Source organism: Pseudomonas sp. H26/SER47-MNA-CIBAN-0231 (assembly GCF_040310465.1).
Classification (GTDB): domain Bacteria; phylum Pseudomonadota; class Gammaproteobacteria; order Pseudomonadales; family Pseudomonadaceae; genus Aquipseudomonas; species Aquipseudomonas atacamensis.
The window spans coordinates 48,496-64,918 of sequence record NZ_JBEOPW010000019.1; the positions used below are offsets into that span (position 1 = coordinate 48,496).

Annotated in this window: 19 protein-coding genes and 1 pseudogene; 10 read left to right on the plus strand and 10 right to left on the minus strand. The window is 60.6% G+C overall.

Going from position 1 to position 16,423, the window contains the following annotated elements:
• Positions 1-10: 10 nt before the first annotated feature.
• Together AAEZ10_RS22970 and AAEZ10_RS22975 are read right to left on the minus strand one after the other, a co-directional pair.
• Positions 11-226 carry a TIGR02450 family Trp-rich protein gene (locus AAEZ10_RS22970; RefSeq protein WP_076564097.1) on the minus strand — a complete coding sequence of 72 codons (216 nt, stop codon included), beginning with the start codon at positions 224-226 and terminating at the stop codon, positions 11-13.
• Complete coding sequence (locus tag AAEZ10_RS22975) at positions 223-1,209, minus strand: NAD(P)/FAD-dependent oxidoreductase (RefSeq protein ID WP_071173571.1); 987 nt, start codon at positions 1,207-1,209, stop codon at positions 223-225. The genes AAEZ10_RS22970 and AAEZ10_RS22975 overlap by 4 nt, the downstream gene beginning before the upstream one ends.
• 197 nt (positions 1,210-1,406) lie before the next feature.
• Between AAEZ10_RS22975 and AAEZ10_RS22980 the strand changes: the two genes are divergently transcribed.
• The gene (locus AAEZ10_RS22980; RefSeq protein WP_056790263.1) at positions 1,407-2,309 is read left to right on the plus strand and encodes a TIGR01777 family oxidoreductase; all 903 of its coding nucleotides are present in this window, start codon (positions 1,407-1,409) and stop codon (positions 2,307-2,309) included.
• Between the two features lie 13 nt (positions 2,310-2,322).
• On the plus strand, positions 2,323-3,348 hold the full coding sequence (gene hemH, locus AAEZ10_RS22985; RefSeq protein WP_056790260.1) for a ferrochelatase: 1,026 nt from the start codon (positions 2,323-2,325) through the stop codon (positions 3,346-3,348).
• 132 nt (positions 3,349-3,480) lie between these two features.
• Here the strand turns inward: hemH and AAEZ10_RS22990 are convergent, their stop codons facing one another.
• Entirely contained in the window at positions 3,481-4,755 is a 1,275-nt protein-coding gene (locus tag AAEZ10_RS22990; RefSeq protein ID WP_071173568.1) for a uracil-xanthine permease family protein, read from the minus strand.
• A 2-nt stretch (positions 4,756-4,757) separates the two neighbouring features.
• On the minus strand, positions 4,758-5,396 hold the full coding sequence (gene upp, locus AAEZ10_RS22995) for a uracil phosphoribosyltransferase (RefSeq protein WP_024014279.1): 639 nt from the start codon (positions 5,394-5,396) through the stop codon (positions 4,758-4,760).
• 164 nt (positions 5,397-5,560) lie between these two features.
• Between upp and AAEZ10_RS23000 the strand changes: the two genes are divergently transcribed.
• The 3 genes from AAEZ10_RS23000 (at position 5,561) to AAEZ10_RS23015 (ending at position 7,128) form a co-directional block, all read left to right on the plus strand.
• Complete coding sequence (locus tag AAEZ10_RS23000; protein WP_016773231.1) at positions 5,561-6,118, plus strand: hypoxanthine-guanine phosphoribosyltransferase; 558 nt, start codon at positions 5,561-5,563, stop codon at positions 6,116-6,118.
• A 179-nt stretch (positions 6,119-6,297) separates the two neighbouring features.
• Positions 6,298-6,777, plus strand: coding sequence for a hypothetical protein (locus AAEZ10_RS23010; protein ID WP_071173567.1), 480 nt, complete (start codon positions 6,298-6,300; stop codon positions 6,775-6,777).
• A gap of 63 nt (positions 6,778-6,840) precedes the next feature.
• Positions 6,841-7,128, plus strand: a complete 288-nt coding sequence (locus AAEZ10_RS23015; protein ID WP_122706673.1) for a PA4642 family protein — start codon at positions 6,841-6,843, stop codon at positions 7,126-7,128.
• Between the two features lie 106 nt (positions 7,129-7,234).
• On the opposite strand, the gene mqo is transcribed toward AAEZ10_RS23015, so the two are convergent.
• Positions 7,235-8,743, minus strand: a complete 1,509-nt coding sequence (gene mqo, locus AAEZ10_RS23020; RefSeq protein WP_024014277.1) for a malate dehydrogenase (quinone) — start codon at positions 8,741-8,743, stop codon at positions 7,235-7,237.
• A 704-nt stretch (positions 8,744-9,447) separates the two neighbouring features.
• Entirely contained in the window at positions 9,448-9,681 is a 234-nt protein-coding gene (locus AAEZ10_RS23025; protein ID WP_016773235.1) for a hypothetical protein, read from the minus strand.
• A 205-nt stretch (positions 9,682-9,886) separates the two neighbouring features.
• Here AAEZ10_RS23025 and AAEZ10_RS23030 point away from each other — a divergent pair, with 205 nt between their 5' ends.
• Positions 9,887-10,471: a YajG family lipoprotein gene (locus AAEZ10_RS23030; RefSeq protein ID WP_024014276.1), complete on the plus strand. Its 585-nt coding sequence runs from the start codon at positions 9,887-9,889 to the stop codon at positions 10,469-10,471.
• A 248-nt stretch (positions 10,472-10,719) separates the two neighbouring features.
• Here the strand turns inward: AAEZ10_RS23030 and AAEZ10_RS23035 are convergent, their stop codons facing one another.
• Positions 10,720-10,926 (minus strand): hypothetical protein, encoded by a 207-nt coding sequence (locus tag AAEZ10_RS23035; protein ID WP_016770662.1) that lies wholly within the window; start codon positions 10,924-10,926, stop codon positions 10,720-10,722.
• 193 nt (positions 10,927-11,119) lie between these two features.
• Here AAEZ10_RS23035 and AAEZ10_RS23040 point away from each other — a divergent pair, with 193 nt between their 5' ends.
• Positions 11,120-11,398, plus strand: coding sequence for a hypothetical protein (locus tag AAEZ10_RS23040; protein WP_016770663.1), 279 nt, complete (start codon positions 11,120-11,122; stop codon positions 11,396-11,398).
• 42 nt (positions 11,399-11,440) lie between these two features.
• Here the strand turns inward: AAEZ10_RS23040 and AAEZ10_RS23045 are convergent, their stop codons facing one another.
• On the minus strand, positions 11,441-12,607 hold the full coding sequence (locus AAEZ10_RS23045; RefSeq protein WP_041479984.1) for a 1-acyl-sn-glycerol-3-phosphate acyltransferase: 1,167 nt from the start codon (positions 12,605-12,607) through the stop codon (positions 11,441-11,443).
• A 138-nt stretch (positions 12,608-12,745) separates the two neighbouring features.
• Here AAEZ10_RS23045 and AAEZ10_RS23050 point away from each other — a divergent pair, with 138 nt between their 5' ends.
• From AAEZ10_RS23050 to AAEZ10_RS23060, 3 genes are read left to right on the plus strand one after another with little or no spacing between them, the layout of a single operon-like run.
• Positions 12,746-12,928 (plus strand): CPXCG motif-containing cysteine-rich protein, encoded by a 183-nt coding sequence (locus tag AAEZ10_RS23050; protein WP_016773238.1) that lies wholly within the window; start codon positions 12,746-12,748, stop codon positions 12,926-12,928.
• A gap of 9 nt (positions 12,929-12,937) precedes the next feature.
• Positions 12,938-13,198, plus strand: a complete 261-nt coding sequence (locus tag AAEZ10_RS23055; protein WP_016773239.1) for a putative signal transducing protein — start codon at positions 12,938-12,940, stop codon at positions 13,196-13,198.
• 35 nt (positions 13,199-13,233) lie between these two features.
• The gene (locus AAEZ10_RS23060) at positions 13,234-13,857 is read left to right on the plus strand and encodes an SOS response-associated peptidase (protein WP_071173563.1); all 624 of its coding nucleotides are present in this window, start codon (positions 13,234-13,236) and stop codon (positions 13,855-13,857) included.
• A gap of 205 nt (positions 13,858-14,062) precedes the next feature.
• Here the strand turns inward: AAEZ10_RS23060 and AAEZ10_RS28040 are convergent, their stop codons facing one another.
• Together AAEZ10_RS28040 and AAEZ10_RS28045 are read right to left on the minus strand one after the other, a co-directional pair.
• A complete protein-coding gene (locus AAEZ10_RS28040) occupies positions 14,063-14,905 on the minus strand; it encodes a methyl-accepting chemotaxis protein (protein ID WP_370593580.1) in 843 nt (280 codons plus the stop codon).
• A gap of 12 nt (positions 14,906-14,917) precedes the next feature.
• A pseudogene (locus AAEZ10_RS28045) lies at positions 14,918-16,204 on the minus strand (methyl-accepting chemotaxis protein); the annotation flags it as partial.
• Positions 16,205-16,423 lie beyond the last annotated feature (219 nt).

Consider the following 16,423-nt stretch of genomic DNA (forward strand, 5'->3'; position numbering starts at 1 on the left):
CAAGGGAAATCTATTTCCAACCGAGTAACCAGTGCTCGCTGTCTTTCAGCACCTGCCAATCCAGTCGCTCGCTACGCTGGGTCAGCACCGCCTGCAATTCAACTTCCAGCACCGTACCTTCCTCGTCGCGGATCAGTTCGGTGACCAGAAAATGTTTTTCGCGATTTTGCGGGTGGGCTGCTGTCCACTTCGACAGCAGCAATTTACGCGGATTGATGCGATTCATTGCAGGTGTTCGTGCAAGCGACGTGCAGCCTCCTGACCACTGAGCCAGGCGCCTTCAACGCGGCCCGACAGGCACCAGTCGCCACAGGCGTACAGGCCCAGATCGACATCGGCCAGTGTGGTCCATTCATGGCCGGTAGCGGGGCGGGCGTAGAGCCAGCGGTGAGCGAGGCTGAAGGTCGGCGCAGGCATGGCGCTGTGCAGCAGTTCGGCGAAAGCACCGTGCAGATGCTCGATCACCGCCTCCTTGGAGAGGTCGATGTGTTGCCGGCTCCAGGCGCTGGTTGCATGCAGCACCCACGTGTCGAGAGTGCTGTCGCGCCCGGGTTTGCTGCGGTTGCGCGCCAGCCAGTCGAGTGGGCTGTCCTGTACGAAGCAGCCTTCGATCGGCGTATCGAGCGGGGTTTCGAAGGCGAGAGCGACGGCCCAGGTCGGCTCCATTTTCACCCCGGCAGCGACGCCGGCAAGTTTCGGTGCGGCGGCCAGCAGCGCGGTGGCTTGCGGTGCCGGTGTGGCGATCACCACATGGCTGAAGGGGCCGTGGGTGCAGCCGTCGGCGTCCTGCAGATGCCAGTGTTCTTCGCCACGATAGACCTCGGTGATGCGGCAGGCAAACTGCACGTCCAGGCCATCGAGCAGGCCACGGGTGATGGCGCTCATGCGCGGCGTGCCGACCCAGCGGGTCTGCTCGTCCGGCGACATGTTCAGTTGGCCGCCCTGGAAGGTGTACAGCTGCGGCGTCCACTCAGCGGCCCAGCCCCGGCTCTGCCAGCGCTGCACTTCGGTGACGAAGCGCCGGTCGCGCGCGGTGAAGTATTGAGCGCCCAAGTCCAGCGAGCCGGCGTCGCTGCGCTTGCTCGACATGCGCCCCCCGCTGCCGCGGCTTTTATCGAACAGTTGAACGGTATGCCCGGTCTCTGTCAGAGCCTGAGCGGCGGAGAGCCCGGCGATGCCGGTGCCGATGATTGCGATAGGTACAGTCATAGGGGCCTCGTTTACCTTTCTGTACAGACTACGCCGTCGATGAAACCTGTACAATTCTGTTTTTTGGTATAACTTCTAGCGTTCTCGTTCTGACAGCTTGGCCTATTGTTAAACCATAGAGCCTGCCCGATCGAAAAGATCCCTGCCTATAAAAATAGACTAGTGATCCGGGTTAAACGCCACGCGAGGAAGATGTCATGCACATATTGCTGACCGGCGGTACTGGTTTGATCGGACGTCAGCTCTGCCGGCACTGGCTGGAGCAGGGCCATCGGCTGACGGTGTGGAGTCGCCGCGCGGAAAAAGTCGCGCAGATCTGCGGCGCGCAGGTGCGCGGAATTTCGCGTCTGGAGGACCTCGGCGAAGAGCCGCTGGATGCGATCGTCAATCTCGCCGGCGCGCCGATTGCCGACCGCCCCTGGACCCATCGTCGCAAGGCGTTGCTGTGGAGCAGCCGCATCACCCTGACGGAAACGCTGCTGGCGTGGCTGGAAACTCGCGCGCAGAAACCGTCGCTGCTGATTTCCGGCTCGGCGATCGGCTGGTACGGCGACGGTGGCGAACGCGAGTTGACTGAAGAATCACCGCCGGGCATCGACGACTTCGCCAGTCAGTTGTGCATCGCCTGGGAAGAAACCGCCCTGCGCGCCGAAAACCTCGGCATCCGCGTGGTACTGGTGCGAACCGGTCTGGTGCTGTCGGCTGAGGGCGGCTTTTTGTCGCGGCTGTTGCTGCCGTTCAAGCTCGGGCTGGGCGGGCCTTTGGGCAATGGTCGGCAGTGGATGCCGTGGATTCACATCGACGATCAAATCGCCCTGATTGATTTTCTTCTGCACCGGAATCAGGCGAGCGGTCCTTATAATGCCTGCGCGCCGAAACCTGTGCGCAACCGCGAATTTGCCAAGACCCTGGGCAGTGTGTTGCACCGCCCGGCGTTCATGCCGATGCCGACCCTGGCGCTGAAAGTCATGCTCGGCGAGCTGTCACTGTTATTGCTCGGCGGCCAGCGTGCGACGCCGGCACGCCTGGTGGAAGCGGGGTTCAGCTTCCGCTTTACGGATTTACGCGCGGCTCTGGATGATCTCTCCAGCCGCCTCTGAAATAGGACGTTGCATGACCGATCACGCTTTGCTTCTGGTCAACCTGGGCTCTCCGGCCTCCACCTCGGTGGCCGATGTGCGCAGCTACCTCAATCAATTTCTGATGGACCCCTACGTGATCGACCTGCCATGGCCGCTGCGGCGGTTGCTGGTGTCGCTGATCCTGATCAAGCGTCCCGAGCAATCGGCCCATGCCTATGCCTCGATCTGGTGGGAAGAGGGCTCGCCGCTGGTGGTGCTCAGCCGCCGCTTGCAGGAGCAGATGACCCGGACTTGGAAACACGGCCCGGTGGATCTGGCGATGCGTTATGGCGAGCCGTCGATCGAAACCTGTCTGCTGCGCCTGGTCAAAGCGGGACACAAGAAAATCACGCTGGCGCCGTTGTATCCGCAGTTCGCCGACAGCACCACGACCACCGTGATCGAAGAAGCCCGGCGCGTGCTGCGCGAGAAGAAACTCGACGTGCAGTTGTCGATCCTGCAACCGTTCTACGATCAGCCGGAATACATCGAAGCACTGGCCGCCAGCGCGCGTCCGCATCTGCAGCAGGACTACGATCATCTGCTGCTGAGCTTTCACGGCTTGCCTGAGCGCCATCTGAGCAAACTCGACCCGACGGGCAATCACTGCCTCAAGGGCGCCGATTGCTGCCAGACCGCCTCGCCGGAGGTATTGGCAACCTGTTATCGCGCGCAGTGTTTCCGTACCGCCGCCGCCTTCGCCAAAAGCATGGGCCTGGCGGACGGCAAATGGTCGGTGTCGTTTCAGTCGCGCCTGGGCCGGGCGAAATGGATCGAGCCGTACACCGAAGCGCGGCTGGATGAACTGGCCAAAAGCGGGGTGAAAAAGATTCTGGTGATGTGCCCGGCGTTCGTCGCCGATTGCATCGAGACGCTGGAAGAGATCGGCGATCGCGGCAAGGAACAGTTCCGCGAAGCGGGGGGCGAGGAGTTGGTGCTGGTGCCGTGCCTGAACGACGACCCGCAATGGGCCAAGGCGCTGGCGACCCTCTGCGAACGAGCGCCGCTGGCCCTCTGAGCAAGCCCGCTCACACAGTGATCGTTCCCACGCTCTGCGTGGGAATGCAGCCCGTGACGCTCCGCGTCACTGGACGCGGAGCGTCCCTTGAGGCATCCCCACGCGGAGCGTGGGAACGATCATTGCGGGGGGTTAAATCAGCGGCTCATCCGCCTTCTTCTGCTTCCAGCCATCATTGCCCGGCAGGATCAGGTTCAGCGCAATCGCCACCACCGCGCACAGCGCGATGCCTTTGAGGCCGAAGTCATCAGGACCGGTGCCGGTGCCGACCAGCACGCCGCCGATACCGAACACCAGCGTCACCGAAACAATCACCAGGTTGCGCGCTTCGCCCAGGTCGATCTTGTGACGGATCAGGGTGTTCATGCCCACCGCTGCGATCGAACCGAACAACAGGCACAGGATCCCGCCCATCACCGGCACCGGAATGCTCTGCAGCAGCGCGCCGAACTTGCCGATGAACGCCAGGGTGATGGCGAAGATCGCCGCCCAGGTCATGATTTTCGGGTTGTAGTTCTTGGTCAGCATCACCGCGCCGGTCACTTCGGCGTACGTGGTATTGGGCGGACCTCCGAACAGGCCGGCGGCGGTGGTGGCGATGCCGTCACCGAGCAGGGTGCGATGCAGGCCCGGCTTCTTCAGGTAATCGCGACCGGTCACGCTACCCACGGCAATCACGCCGCCGATGTGCTCGATCGCCGGGGCCAGCGCCACCGGAACAATGAACAGAATCGCCTGCCAGTTGAACTCCGGCGCGGTGAAGTGCGGCAGAGCGAACCATGGCGCTGCAGCAATTTTCGCTGTGTCGACCACGCCGAAATAGAACGACATGGCAAAGCCCACCAGCACGCCGGAAATGATCGGCACCAGACGGAAGATGCCTTTGCCGAACACCGCCACGATCAGCGTGGTCAGCAGCGCCGGCATGGAAATCATCATCGCCGTCTGATAGTGGATCAGCTCGCTGCCGTCGCCGGCCTTGCCCATCGCCATGTTCGCGGCAATCGGCGCCATGGCCAGGCCGATGGAGATGATCACCGGACCGATCACTACCGGCGGCAGCAAACGGTCAATGAAGCCGGTGCCTTTGATCTTCACAGCCAGGCCGAGGAAGGTGTAGACGAAACCGGCCGCCATCACGCCGCCCATGGTCGCGGCGAGGCCGAACTGGCCCTTGGCGAGGATGATCGGCGTGATGAAGGCGAAGCTCGACGCCAGGAACACCGGCACCTGACGCCCGGTGACGATCTGGAACAGGATCGTCCCCAGACCCGCGGTAAACAGTGCCACGTTGGGGTCCAGGCCGGTGATCAGCGGCATCAGCACCAAGGCGCCGAAGGCCACGAACAGCATCTGCGCGCCGGACAGCACCGTGCGCCAGAGCGGATCGTTGAACTCTTGCTGCATGGTCACGCGTCCTTCTGCTTGGTGCCGAAGATCTTGTCACCGGCGTCGCCAAGCCCAGGAATGATGTAGCCGTGCTCGTTCAAGCGTTCATCGATGGACGCGGTGTAGATGGTCACGTCCGGGTGCGCCTGTTCGACGGCAGCAATGCCTTCCGGCGCGGCCACCAGGACCATGGCACGGATGTCGCGGCAACCGGCCTTTTTCAGCAGGTCGATGGTGGCAACCATGGAGCTGCCGGTGGCGAGCATCGGGTCGATGATCATCGCCAGGCGCTCGTCGATTTCCGGTACCAGTTTTTCCAGATAGGTGTGCGCTTGCAGGGTCTCTTCGTTGCGGGCAACGCCCACAGCAGAGACCTTGGCGCCCGGGATCAGGCTGAGCACGCCTTCGAGCATGCCGATGCCGGCACGCAGGATCGGTACGACGGTGATCTTCTTGCCGGCGATCTTCTCCACCGACACGGTGCCGCACCAACCGGCAATGTCGTAGGATTCGAGCGGCAGATCTTTTGTAGCTTCATAGGTCAACAGGGCGCCGACTTCCTGAGCGAGCTCGCGGAAATTCTTGGTGCTGATGTCAGCGCGGCGCATCAGGCCGAGTTTATGACGGATCAGCGGATGGCGGATCTCGAGGATGGGCATGGGAAAGGCTCCGGCGGCGGGCAAAAAAACCGGCCTAGATTAATCTATCCGAGAGTGATGTCCTATAGGACATTCTGTACGTTAGTCCATAAGAGCTTGATTCGACCTCGCGGGATGCGTACCTTTGCCCGCTTTTCCAATTCCGCCAACCCCTGGAGAGCGCCATGTCCGCTGATCTCGAGCATATCCGTCAAATCATGCGAGAGGCTGACTGCCTGTACACCGAGTCTGAAGTCGAGGCGGCCATCGCCCGCGTCGGTGCACAAATCAACGAACAACTGGCTGACAGCAATCCGGTGGTGTTCTGCGTGATGAACGGCGGCCTGATCTTCTCCGGCAAACTGCTGACGCATCTGCAATTCCCGCTGGAAGCGTCCTACCTGCACGCGACCCGTTATCGCAACGAAACCAGCGGCGGCGACCTGTTCTGGAAAGCCAAGCCGGAAGTCTCGTTCATCGACCGCGACGTGCTGATCATCGACGACATCCTCGATGAAGGTCATACCCTGGGCGCGATCATCGACTTCTGCAAACACGCCGGCGCACGCAAAGTGCACACCGCCGTGCTGATCGACAAGGACCACGACCGCAAGGCACGTCCTGACCTGAAAGCCGATTTCGTCGGCCTGCCATGCATCGACCGCTACATCTTCGGTTATGGCATGGACTACAAGGGCTACTGGCGCAACGCCAACGGGATTTACGCCGTTAAAGGCATGTAAGAACCTGCATTGCCCCCTGTGGGAGCGAGCCTGCTCGCGAAGGCGTCGTGTCAGTCAGCATCATTGAAAACTGACACACCGCTTTCGCGAGCAGGCTCGCTCCCACAGTTGTTTTTGTGTGTGCTGATCCTTGCGCGACAGCCATGCTAGAGTGCTCGGCCCCGCCTCCGGAGCCTGTCATGCGCCTCTTGATCCGCAGTCTCGCCGCCCTGTTGCTGTCCCTCAGCCTGCCGCTGTCCGCTGCGCCGATGCACAGCCAGTTCCTGCCGCCGGACGATCTGACCCTGCGCGACGCTGAACCCGAGCAGCAGCAACTGCTGCAGGTCAGCGAGTATTCGGTGGTGGTCGGTGCGCAGCGCCAGTCCAATCAGCAGCCGATTCCGGTCACCTCATCCTTGTTGATCCGCCTCAAAGGCAAATCGCTGAACAAGGGCGCGAGCATTTCTCAGGTGCTGGTGAGTTTCGACGGCGAGAGCAAAAGCCTGAAAAAGCCGGCCTACGATGACAAAAGCAAAACCCTGACGCTGTTCTATCCGCTCGCTCAATACCGCGTGGTGATGGATCTGCTGCGTAATGACACGGTGTATGTGCAGTTCCTCAGTTATGCCAACGGCCATATCTGGGCCGATTTGCACACCGGGGCGATTCGTCCGCGTTGAGCCGGGCGGTCGGGCAGGGGTAAACTGCCCGCCCCGTGTCATGTCTGCGAGCTGGAGTCGGCAATGCGTAAAGATAAGAAACAAGTGATTGGTGACGAGATCGGCGATGAGCAGATCAAGCTGTTCCTCGATTTTGAGCCGGTCGACGCCACTTCGCCGTCGCTGCACAAACTGATCAAGGCCTACCGCGGTTTGCGCATCGATGACTTCGAGCGCTTTCTGGGCTTCTTTGTTGCGGCGGGTTATGACGTCGATGGCAAGGACGCGCAGGGCAAGACTTTTGTCGAGCTGATCAAGGATCAGCGTAACGCCGCTGAGTACATCGAATTGATCGACAAGGCTCGCAGCTGAGGCCATCTCACTACAAAGGTCTGTAAGCCAGGATTATTGGTTCTTGCCTGGCCATAAAAAAACGCCCCGCACTCAACGAGTACGGGGCGTTTTTTATGCCGCAAGATCAAGCGAAGCTTGGTGTCTCGCTGCTTTCTTCAACCAGTTCCAGGGCGATGTTGTTCTGCGTGTTGATCTTGCGATACAGCGCAGCATCGGTTTCCAGAACCTTTTCACGGGCCGGGAAGATTTCCGCCAGTTTGCTTGCCCACTCGCCGGACGCCTTGGCCGGGAAGCACTTCTCGATCAGCTCGAGCATGATCGAAACGGTCACCGACGCACCTGGCGATGCGCCGAGCAGGGCAGCGAGGGAGCCGTCCTTCGCCGCGACCAGTTCGGTACCGAACTGCAGGATGCCGCCCTTTTTCGGGTCCTTCTTGATGATCTGCACCCGTTGGCCGGCCACTTCCAGGCGCCAGTCTTCGGCTTTCGCCTGCGGGTAGAAACGGCGCAGGGATTCCAGACGCTGTTCCATTGACTGCATCACTTCGCTGACCAGGTACTTGGTCAGGTCCATGTTGTTTTTCGCCACCGCCAGCATCGGCCCGATGTTGCCGGCGCGCACCGACATCGGGAGGTCCATGAAGGAGCCATGCTTGAGGAACTTGGTGGTGAAACCGGCGTATGGCCCGAACAGCAGGGATTTCTTGCCGTCGACGACGCGAGTGTCGAGGTGCGGCACCGACATCGGTGGCGAACCCACGGCTGCCTGGCTGTAGACCTTGGCCTGGTGGTGCTTGACCACTTCCGGGTTATCGCAACGCAGCCACTGGCCACTGATCGGGAAGCCGCCGAAGCCTTTGCTTTCTTCGATGCCCGAAGCCTGCAGCAACGGCAGGGCCGCGCCACCGGCACCGAGGAAGACAAACTTCGCGTCGACTTCGCGGGTGTTGCCGTTGTTGACGTCCTTGATGCTGACGGTCCAGCCGGCGCCGTTACGCTTGAGGCCGGTCACGCGCTTGCAGTATTTGACCTGGGTGTCCGGAGCACTGCTCAGGTGCTTGAGCAACTGATTGGTCAGGGCGCCGAAGTTGACGTCGGTGCCGTTCATCACACGGGTGGCGGCTAGGACTTCGTCGGGCGAGCGGCCCGGCATCATCAGCGGCATCCACTCGGCCATCTTGCCTTTGTCTTCGGTGTACTCCATGTCGGCAAACGCGTGGTGCTTGCTCAGGACATTGAATCGCTCCTTGAGGAACGACACACCGCTTTCGCCCTGAACGAAACTCAGGTGCGGTACCGGGCTGATGAAGGATTTGCACGAGCCGAACGTGCCTTTTTTGGTCAGGTACGACCAGAACTGCTTCGACACCTCGAACTGGGTGTTGATGTGCACGGCTTTCTTGATGTCGACGCTGCCATCGGCAGCCTGCGGGGTGTAGTTCAGCTCGCACAGGCCGGCGTGACCGGTACCGGCGTTGTTCCACGGATTGGAACTCTCGGCGGCGCCGGAATCCATCAGCTCGACGACTTCCAGCTTGATCGCGGGGTCGAGCTCTTTGAGCAGTACGGCCAGGGTGGCACTCATGATGCCGGCCCCTACCAGAACTACGTCGACTGCTTCGTTATGCGCCATTTAACGCGTCTCCCAAATCTGCAGCACCAAATTGTCGGCATGGCTGCCAGGCGTTCCAGGGCAGGTCAGTGGGCCCGGGCTATCCGTGGTCAGGTGGGCCATGTCCGAATCTTCGCAATTTTTCGCAACTTCGACGGATGCGTGCGGCCTGGTTTCAAGCGTTCCATGAACGCATTTTCACGCAGGGCTGGCAATTCGACTTATGGTCGAGTCATCCGTTTTCGTGCAACCAAATCCGTAGCGGACAGGCTTCAGGCTCCGATGTTCGAGGTATACCCGGTCCTGTGTCGTTGGGCTGTTTCAGACGCTAATGGTGCATGTTCAGACGCAAAACTATTCATTTGCTCGCCACACTCTTGTGAAGTTGTGAAAACCCGTTTTTTTCACGCTCTTTTGAAGACGTGAACCTCAAAAAAGGGCTGCCTTGGCCTGGCACCTGCCCGCTAGGGCAAAACAACGCGGTGGCCGAGCGAATGACAGCTCTGCAGATTCGCGAAAAGCGGGTTTTTGCCGGAAGAACAGGCAAGCGCGCCAACTTCACTCGATCTGTGTGGGCGGCTCTCTGTGGGCGATTTTGATGTCGATGCATGCGCATTGACGCTGTTGCGGGGCCCGATCAGGAGACGTCCTTATAATCGGGGGGAGATTGTAGCGAAGAAATGCGCGCAGTTGCTCGTGTTTAATGACTTTTATTAGGCATCCGGTCAGATGCTCAACTGCACCTGACCCCGTGCGCGCATTTGTCGCGGTACGACCCGGGCGCTGGCGGGCAGCGGCTGGTTCAACCAGGTCAGGCGGATTTCTTCAATTTCCACCCAGCCGTCGCCCATCGGTTGCAGGCTGCACTGTTTGAAAGCCTGGCAACGGCCGTTGCGGTCGAGCAGGGCGAAGCTGCGATGCAGCGGGCGTGGGGCGAACAGCGAGATCAGATAACGCATGGCAGAGTTCCTTGAAGGAGGACTGCTTTGAAGATTGTCGGCAAGCCATGACGCCAGGGTGTATGGACGGTGAAGAATGTGTGACAGGAACCGCTTTCGGCGGGGTTTGTCTGACATTGCAGTATTCACTGTGCGGCGCTGGTTACGCGCAGTGGCCCACCGCTATACTGCCGGCCTGTTTGTGCCTGATTCTGGAGAGAAGAGCATGTTGCAACGCCTGTTGTTCGGTTTGATCACTGTCGCCGGTTTGACCCTCGCCGGCTGCGCCCACAGCCCGCAACAACTGAATCCGGAGCCGAAGCTGACCACGCAATTGCCAGCGGTCGGTCGCGGCCAGCCTGTCATCGTGCGTGTGGTCGACGGTCGTCCGTCGCCAACCCTCGGCACCCGTGGCGGTCTGTACCCGGAAACCAGCGCCATCACCGTACAGCGCGAGCAGATCCTGCCGAAGCTGCAGGCCCAGGCCGAAGCCGCCGTACGCCTGCTCGGCTTCACCCCGACCACTAACGCACCCAACGCGCCGCAGCTGACCGTGACCCTGGCCGAGCTGAAATACCAGTCGCCGAAAGAAGGCATGTACGTGACCGAAGCCACCATCGGCGCGACCTTCCGCTCCGACGTGCAGAATGCTAACCGCCGTTACAGCGGCCGTTACGGTGCGTCGCTGGACCAGCGCTTCGGCATGGCGCCGAATCAGGAAACCAACACCAAACTGGTCAGCGATGTATTGAGCGATGCACTGACGCGTCTGTTCAAGGACCCGACCGTGGGTCAGGTGCTCGCTGAGTAAGTTTGCAGCGAATGTGAAAAAGCCCGGGGCCAGTGATGGTTCCGGGCTTTTTTGTGAATCTGAGATTTGTGTCGTATGGGAAATCGATTCCCCTCACCCCAGCCCTCTCCCGAGGGAGAGGGAGCCGATCGCGTGTGCTTCAAAACCTGAATTCGGCGCGGTATCTCATGTCGGCGCATCTACCGCAAACACCTCGGTCAGTCCCCTCTCCCTCTGGGAGAGGGCTAGGGTGAGGGTGCTTTTGACGTTCAGGCAGCCTGGGAATAGAAATCAAGCACGCTCACGCCAGTCAACAAATCGGTCTCGGGCAAGTCCGCATGCTGATGCCCGCCCAGCGCGCAATACACCAGCCAGTGTCGATCCTGCACGTTGAAGGCAAGGCTGCCGACCAGGCTTTGCTGGTCGTCGTAAGGAGTGATGAGGTACAGGCGATCCTGGTTTTCCGCGTGCAGCATGTCGCATTCCATTCGGGTTTCGAGGCGCGCAGGGTGAAGCATCCACGTGACGATGCCATGACACAGGACAGCCATCGGTCGATTGTCAGGTTATTTGTCGCAAAGGCTGGGGCAGGGCGTCAGGGTTTGGGTAGAATCCGCGCCGCGGTCGTCGGTCTGGCGTCTGCCACACCGGTTAAGTTCGAGGTCTGTAATGTCGCTGCACTTGATGACGCTGTTTACCGCCCATCCCGCCAAGTTGATCAACCTGCTGGCCTTGCTCCTGGCCTTTCCGGGCAGCTGGCTGCTGCACGCGACCCGCCGCCGTGAGCAACGCGCGCAGGCCAGTCTCGCCGCCCAGCGCCAGGCGCAGCCCAATGCCGAGCCGATGCTCGATTGGGCGACGTTGCGCATGAACCGGTTTTTCTATCGTTTTGGTTTTGCTTGCCTGGGGCTTGCTTTGATCGTCTCCTGGATCAGCACCCGCTTCTGAAGCAATAGCAAACCTGTGTTGAGGGGATAAATCCCCTCGCCACTACAGCGGCAATCCAGCCTTGACCCGATACTGATTGCGCACCGGCGTTGCATATTGCAGCACCAGGTACGGGCGATGCTCAGCGGGGCAGGCGTCCAGACGGCTTTGCCACTCATCCTGCGCCTTGGCCAGTTCGTCAGCCGGGAACACCTCGGCCGCCGTTGGCACATTCAGTTGCGGATCGGCATCCGCCCACTGCGCATACGCCAGGTAATGCACCGGGAACAACCGGTAGCCGCCGAGAATCTGCTTGTCCATCTCGATCGCCAATTGCTTGGTGTCCTCGAACACTTCGGTGATCGGCGCGGCGAAGTTCACGTGCACCCGGCCCTTGTAGCCGGTGATGCCTTTGGCGATGCTCACGTCATCCTCGCCCGGCGCCTTGGCGTAGGTGCCGGTGGTGGCGCGGATGTAGAGTTCGCGGGCCTTGGCCTGATCGCACGGGTCGTACTCATAGCTGATCGACACCGGCGTCACGTTCAGCGAGCGGATCACTTCGCCGAACGGCTCGTCCTTGCGGCTCATGTGGAACATCTTGAGGATCGCCGACTCGGTACGGTCGTCGCCGTCCTTCGCCCGACCTTCCGCCTGAGCAATCCAGATCGACGCGCAATCGTTGCGGATCGAGTGGTTGATGTACGCCGAAAGCAGTTGATACGCAGCCATTTTCTCGCGGCGGCCGGTGATCGAACGGTGGACGATGAAGCTCTTGTTCAAGCGCATCAGGTCACTGACAAACGGCTTTTGCAGCAGGTTGTCGCCAATCGCGATGCGCGGCGTCGGCAGGCCGGCGTGGTACACGGCGTAGTTGACGAAGGCCGGGTCCATGACGATATCGCGGTGGTTGGCGATGAACAGGTAGGCGCTGCCGGACTTGAACTGCTCGACACCGGTATACGTCACGCCGTCGGTGGCGCGCTCGATGGTGTGGTCGACGTAGAACTCGACTTTGTCCTGTAAGGTAGCCACGGAATTCACGTCGGCAAACTCACGACGCAGCCGATGGGCTATAAGAGGTTTGAGCATCCAGCCGAAGGCACCGGCAAAACGCGGGAAGCGGAAGTGGGTGAGGATATCTAGAAACGCCTTGTCGCCGAGCAGCCTTGCCAGTACCGCAGGTACTTCGCTGTCGTCGTAAGGTCGGATGGCATCGAATTCGCCCATCATGCTCTCTTGTTGGAAACGGCTAGGGTAAGTAAAGGGTTAGATCGAAAACCCGCGGGGCACGGTCTGAAAATTAGCCAGACAAAAATAGCCCTGCAAATAGACCGGCGATTATACGCACAAGTCACTGGGGAGACCGCGATGCTGGAAAATGCACTGTATGAATGTCCGTATTGCGGTGAGGAAGTGGAGACCACTCTGGATTTGTCTGCTGGGGATCAGACGTATATCGAAGACTGCCAGGTGTGCTGTCGTCCGATCACCTTTGTCCTGCAGGTACATGAAGAAGAGTGGCATCTGGAAGTCTTCAGCGAAAACGAGTGAGGGCCGCGTATGCAGCGCATCTACGAACCGGCGAACCTGATGGAGGGCGAAATGCTCAAGGGCATGCTTGCCACTGAGGGGATCGAGGCGCATCTGATCGGTCGTGATCTGGTGGGCGGTGCGGGTGAATTGCCGATCTTCGGCCTGCTCTGGCTGTCGGTGGATAACGATCAGGCCGAATACGCCCGCGAGTTGATCACCGCGTACAATGCCGCGCTGCCGCTGCCCGGCGACGAACCGGAAAGCTTTCCCGGCACGCTGGTCTGTTAGGCTGGCCTTCGTTTTATTCAGAGTCGTGTTGCCCCATGTGTGGACGTTATGCCCTGTTTCGCTGGAACCGCGAGTTCGCGGCCCTGCCAGGTTTTCCCGCCGATCAGCAGGCGCAGTGGAACATTTCCCCGAATGATTCGGTGTTGATGCTACGTGCCGAAGAAGACGGCCAGCGCACCTTGGCCCGTGCACGCTGGGGCCTGACGCCGCCGTGGCTGACCGATCTGTCGAAGACCCCGGCCCATGCCCGCGCCGAAACTGTCGCAGAACAGCCGATGTTTCGTGAGGCCTTGCGCTTGCGTCGCTGCCTGCTGCCGGCCAACGGCTTTTACGAATGGCGCGGCACCCAGCGCAAGCGGCCTTACTGGTTGACGCCGGGGGAGGGCTCGTCGTTGTTTTTCGCGGCGATCTGGGAAGCGTATCCGGTGCAGGAACAGGTCTGGCTGAGTACGGCGGTGATTACTCAGTCGGCGGCGAGTCAGCGCCGGCCGTTGATTCTTGATGAAGCGGGGCAGGCTGCCTGGCTTGATCCCGAAACGCCGATGCATGTCTTGCAGGGTTTGCTCGCCAGTGAACCGGCGGCGCTGCGCGAGCGGGTGCTGGCGAATCTGGTGAATGATCCGAAGTTGAACGGGCCGGAGTGTTTGACCCCGGCTTGATTTGCGTGGATCAAAAGCCCCTCACCCCAGCCCTCTCCCGGAGGGAGAGGGGGCCGAATGGGGATACTTCAAAGGTTCACCGACCTGACCGATCTGTTGTGAATCCATAATCGACTGTTTTTTTCAGGTCGATGTATAGCGCAAGACATCGCGGTCGGTCCCCTCTCCCTCCGGGAGAGGGCTAGGGTGAGGGGCTCTTGATCTTTCAGACCTTGAACTGATTGATCAACCGCCGCTGCTGTTCCGCCAGTTTGGTCAACCCGGCGCTCGCCGAACTCGACTCATCCGCACCGCCCGCCACTTCATTCGCCACCTGACCGATATTGATCACATTGCGGTTGATGTCGTCGGCCACTGCACTTTGCTCTTCCGCCGCACTGGCGATTTGCGTGTTCATGTCATTGATCACCGACACGGCCTGGGTGATCGTCTCCAGCGCTTCGGCCGCTTTCGCCGCGTGTTGCACGCTTTCGTCGGTGCGGTTCTGGCTGTCTTCCATCACGCGCACCACATCGCGGGTGCCCTGTTGCAACTGCTGGATCATGCTCTGGATTTCTTCAGTGGCCTTTTGGGTTTTCTGCGCCAGATTGCGCACTTCATCCGCGACCACGGCAAAACCGCGACCCTGCTCGCCGGCCCGGGCGGCCTCGATTGCCGCGTTCAGTGCCAGCAGATTGGTTTGCTCAGCGATGCCGCGAATGGCGGTGAGGATGGCGTTGATGTTTTCGCTGTCCTTGGCCAGCGTCTGCACCACCTCGACAGCCTTGCCGATTTCCACCGCCAGTACGCCAATCGAATTCGAGGTGTCGCGGACGATCTGCATGCCCTGGCTGGCGGCCTGGTCGGCGTGGCTTGCCGCTTGTGCTGCCTGGGTGGCGTTGCGCGCGACGTCTTGGGCGGTGGCGGTCATTTCCTGCACCGCTGTCGCCACTTGATCGATTTCGGCCATTTGTTTCTGCACGCCGATGTTGGTGCGGATGGCGATGTCGGCGGTGTGTTCCGAGGAATCGCTGACGCTCTGCACCGAGGTCACCACTTGGGTGATCATCGCCTGCAACTTGGCGAGGAAAGTGTTGAAGCCTTTGGCAATCGAGCCCAATTCGTCGCTGCGGTCGCTGCTCAAACGCCGGGTCAGATCGCCTTCGCCCTGAGCGATGTCATCAAGCATGGCGACCATTTGCTTGAGTGGCCGCGCAATGCCGTGCCCCACCAGCCAGATCACCAGCAGGCCGATGCCGGCGATGATCAGGCCGACCATGGCCATGCCGAAGGTGTCGGATTTGCGCTGGGCATCAAGATCAGCCTGGAGGTTTTGCAGATCGGCCATGACCGCGTTGAGCGGCAATTGCAGCATCAGTGTCCAGCGCGCGTCGGTCTGGCCGATGCCGAACGGCAGGTACAGTTCGATGCGGCCCTTGGCCTGATTCACCGAATAGGTGACCTCGTCGCGCTTGAGACTGGCGAGATTGCTGGCCTGTTCGGCGTCGAGGATGTCGCTGACTTTTTCACCGAATTTGCTCGAGTCCTTGGTGTAGGCAACGATCCGCCCATTGCCGCCGACCAGCGCCATTTCGCCGGCACCGCTGTAGAGTTTCTGGTTGGCGGCGAGCAGCATGTCCTGAATGAAGTTCACCGAGAGGTCGGCGCCGACGATGCCCTGGAACGCGCCGTTGACCATGATCGGTTCGATGAACGAGGCGAGCATGACGATCTTGTCACCGACCTTGTACGGTGCCGGGTCGATCACGCAGGGTTTCTTCGTCTCTTTCGAGCACAGGTAGTACTCGCTGGCGCGTATGCCGGTGGACAAGGTTTTCTGGTCGTCGACATCGGCCAGTTTGTCCACGCCCAGGCTGCCGTCGGTATTGCGGAACCACCACGGCAAAAAGCGCCCGGTGGCCGGGTCGATACCGACCACGGCGCTGCCGATGTAGGCCGCGTCATTGTGGTCCAGTGCGTTTTTTTCCCAGCCGATGTAGGTGCCGAGAATCTTCGGGTTCTTTTCGACGTTTTCCTTGATCAGGCTGATCAGTTGCTCGCGGCTGACGCTCAGGCGTGGCTGGCCATCGGCGGCGGTTGTGCCGAGCAGGGCGTTGACCCGTACCAGACCGCCGGCAATCAGCAGCGGCGCTTCGAGTTCGCGCTGGATCTGGCTGACCTGGGTCTGCGCCAGCGAAGTCAGGCGCTGCTCGATGACTTGCTCGAACTGCGCCTGGGTGCGCTGTTGCACCATTTCTTGCGTGCGAGCGCCGGAGAACAGCGCGTACAGCACCAGCGCCGCGACCACGCTGAGAACGATGGCGCCGGCCAGGGCGGCGACGGAAAACTGGATCGACTTGAACTTCATGGGAGCTCCGCACGCAAGAGGACAATCTGCGAGGGATTTATCGGCGGGGTGTGCAGGGCCATAAGAGACGTTGGTCGGAATCGGCCCGCGATGTCGCTGATGGATCGGTGCGCGGCGGATTCAATGCGCTTGAGGAATTTCCACGAGGTCTTGCGGCCATAGGTGAATGTACGCGCAATGCGTCCGTTGTATCTGGCGCCGATACAATTAGCCGCCTAG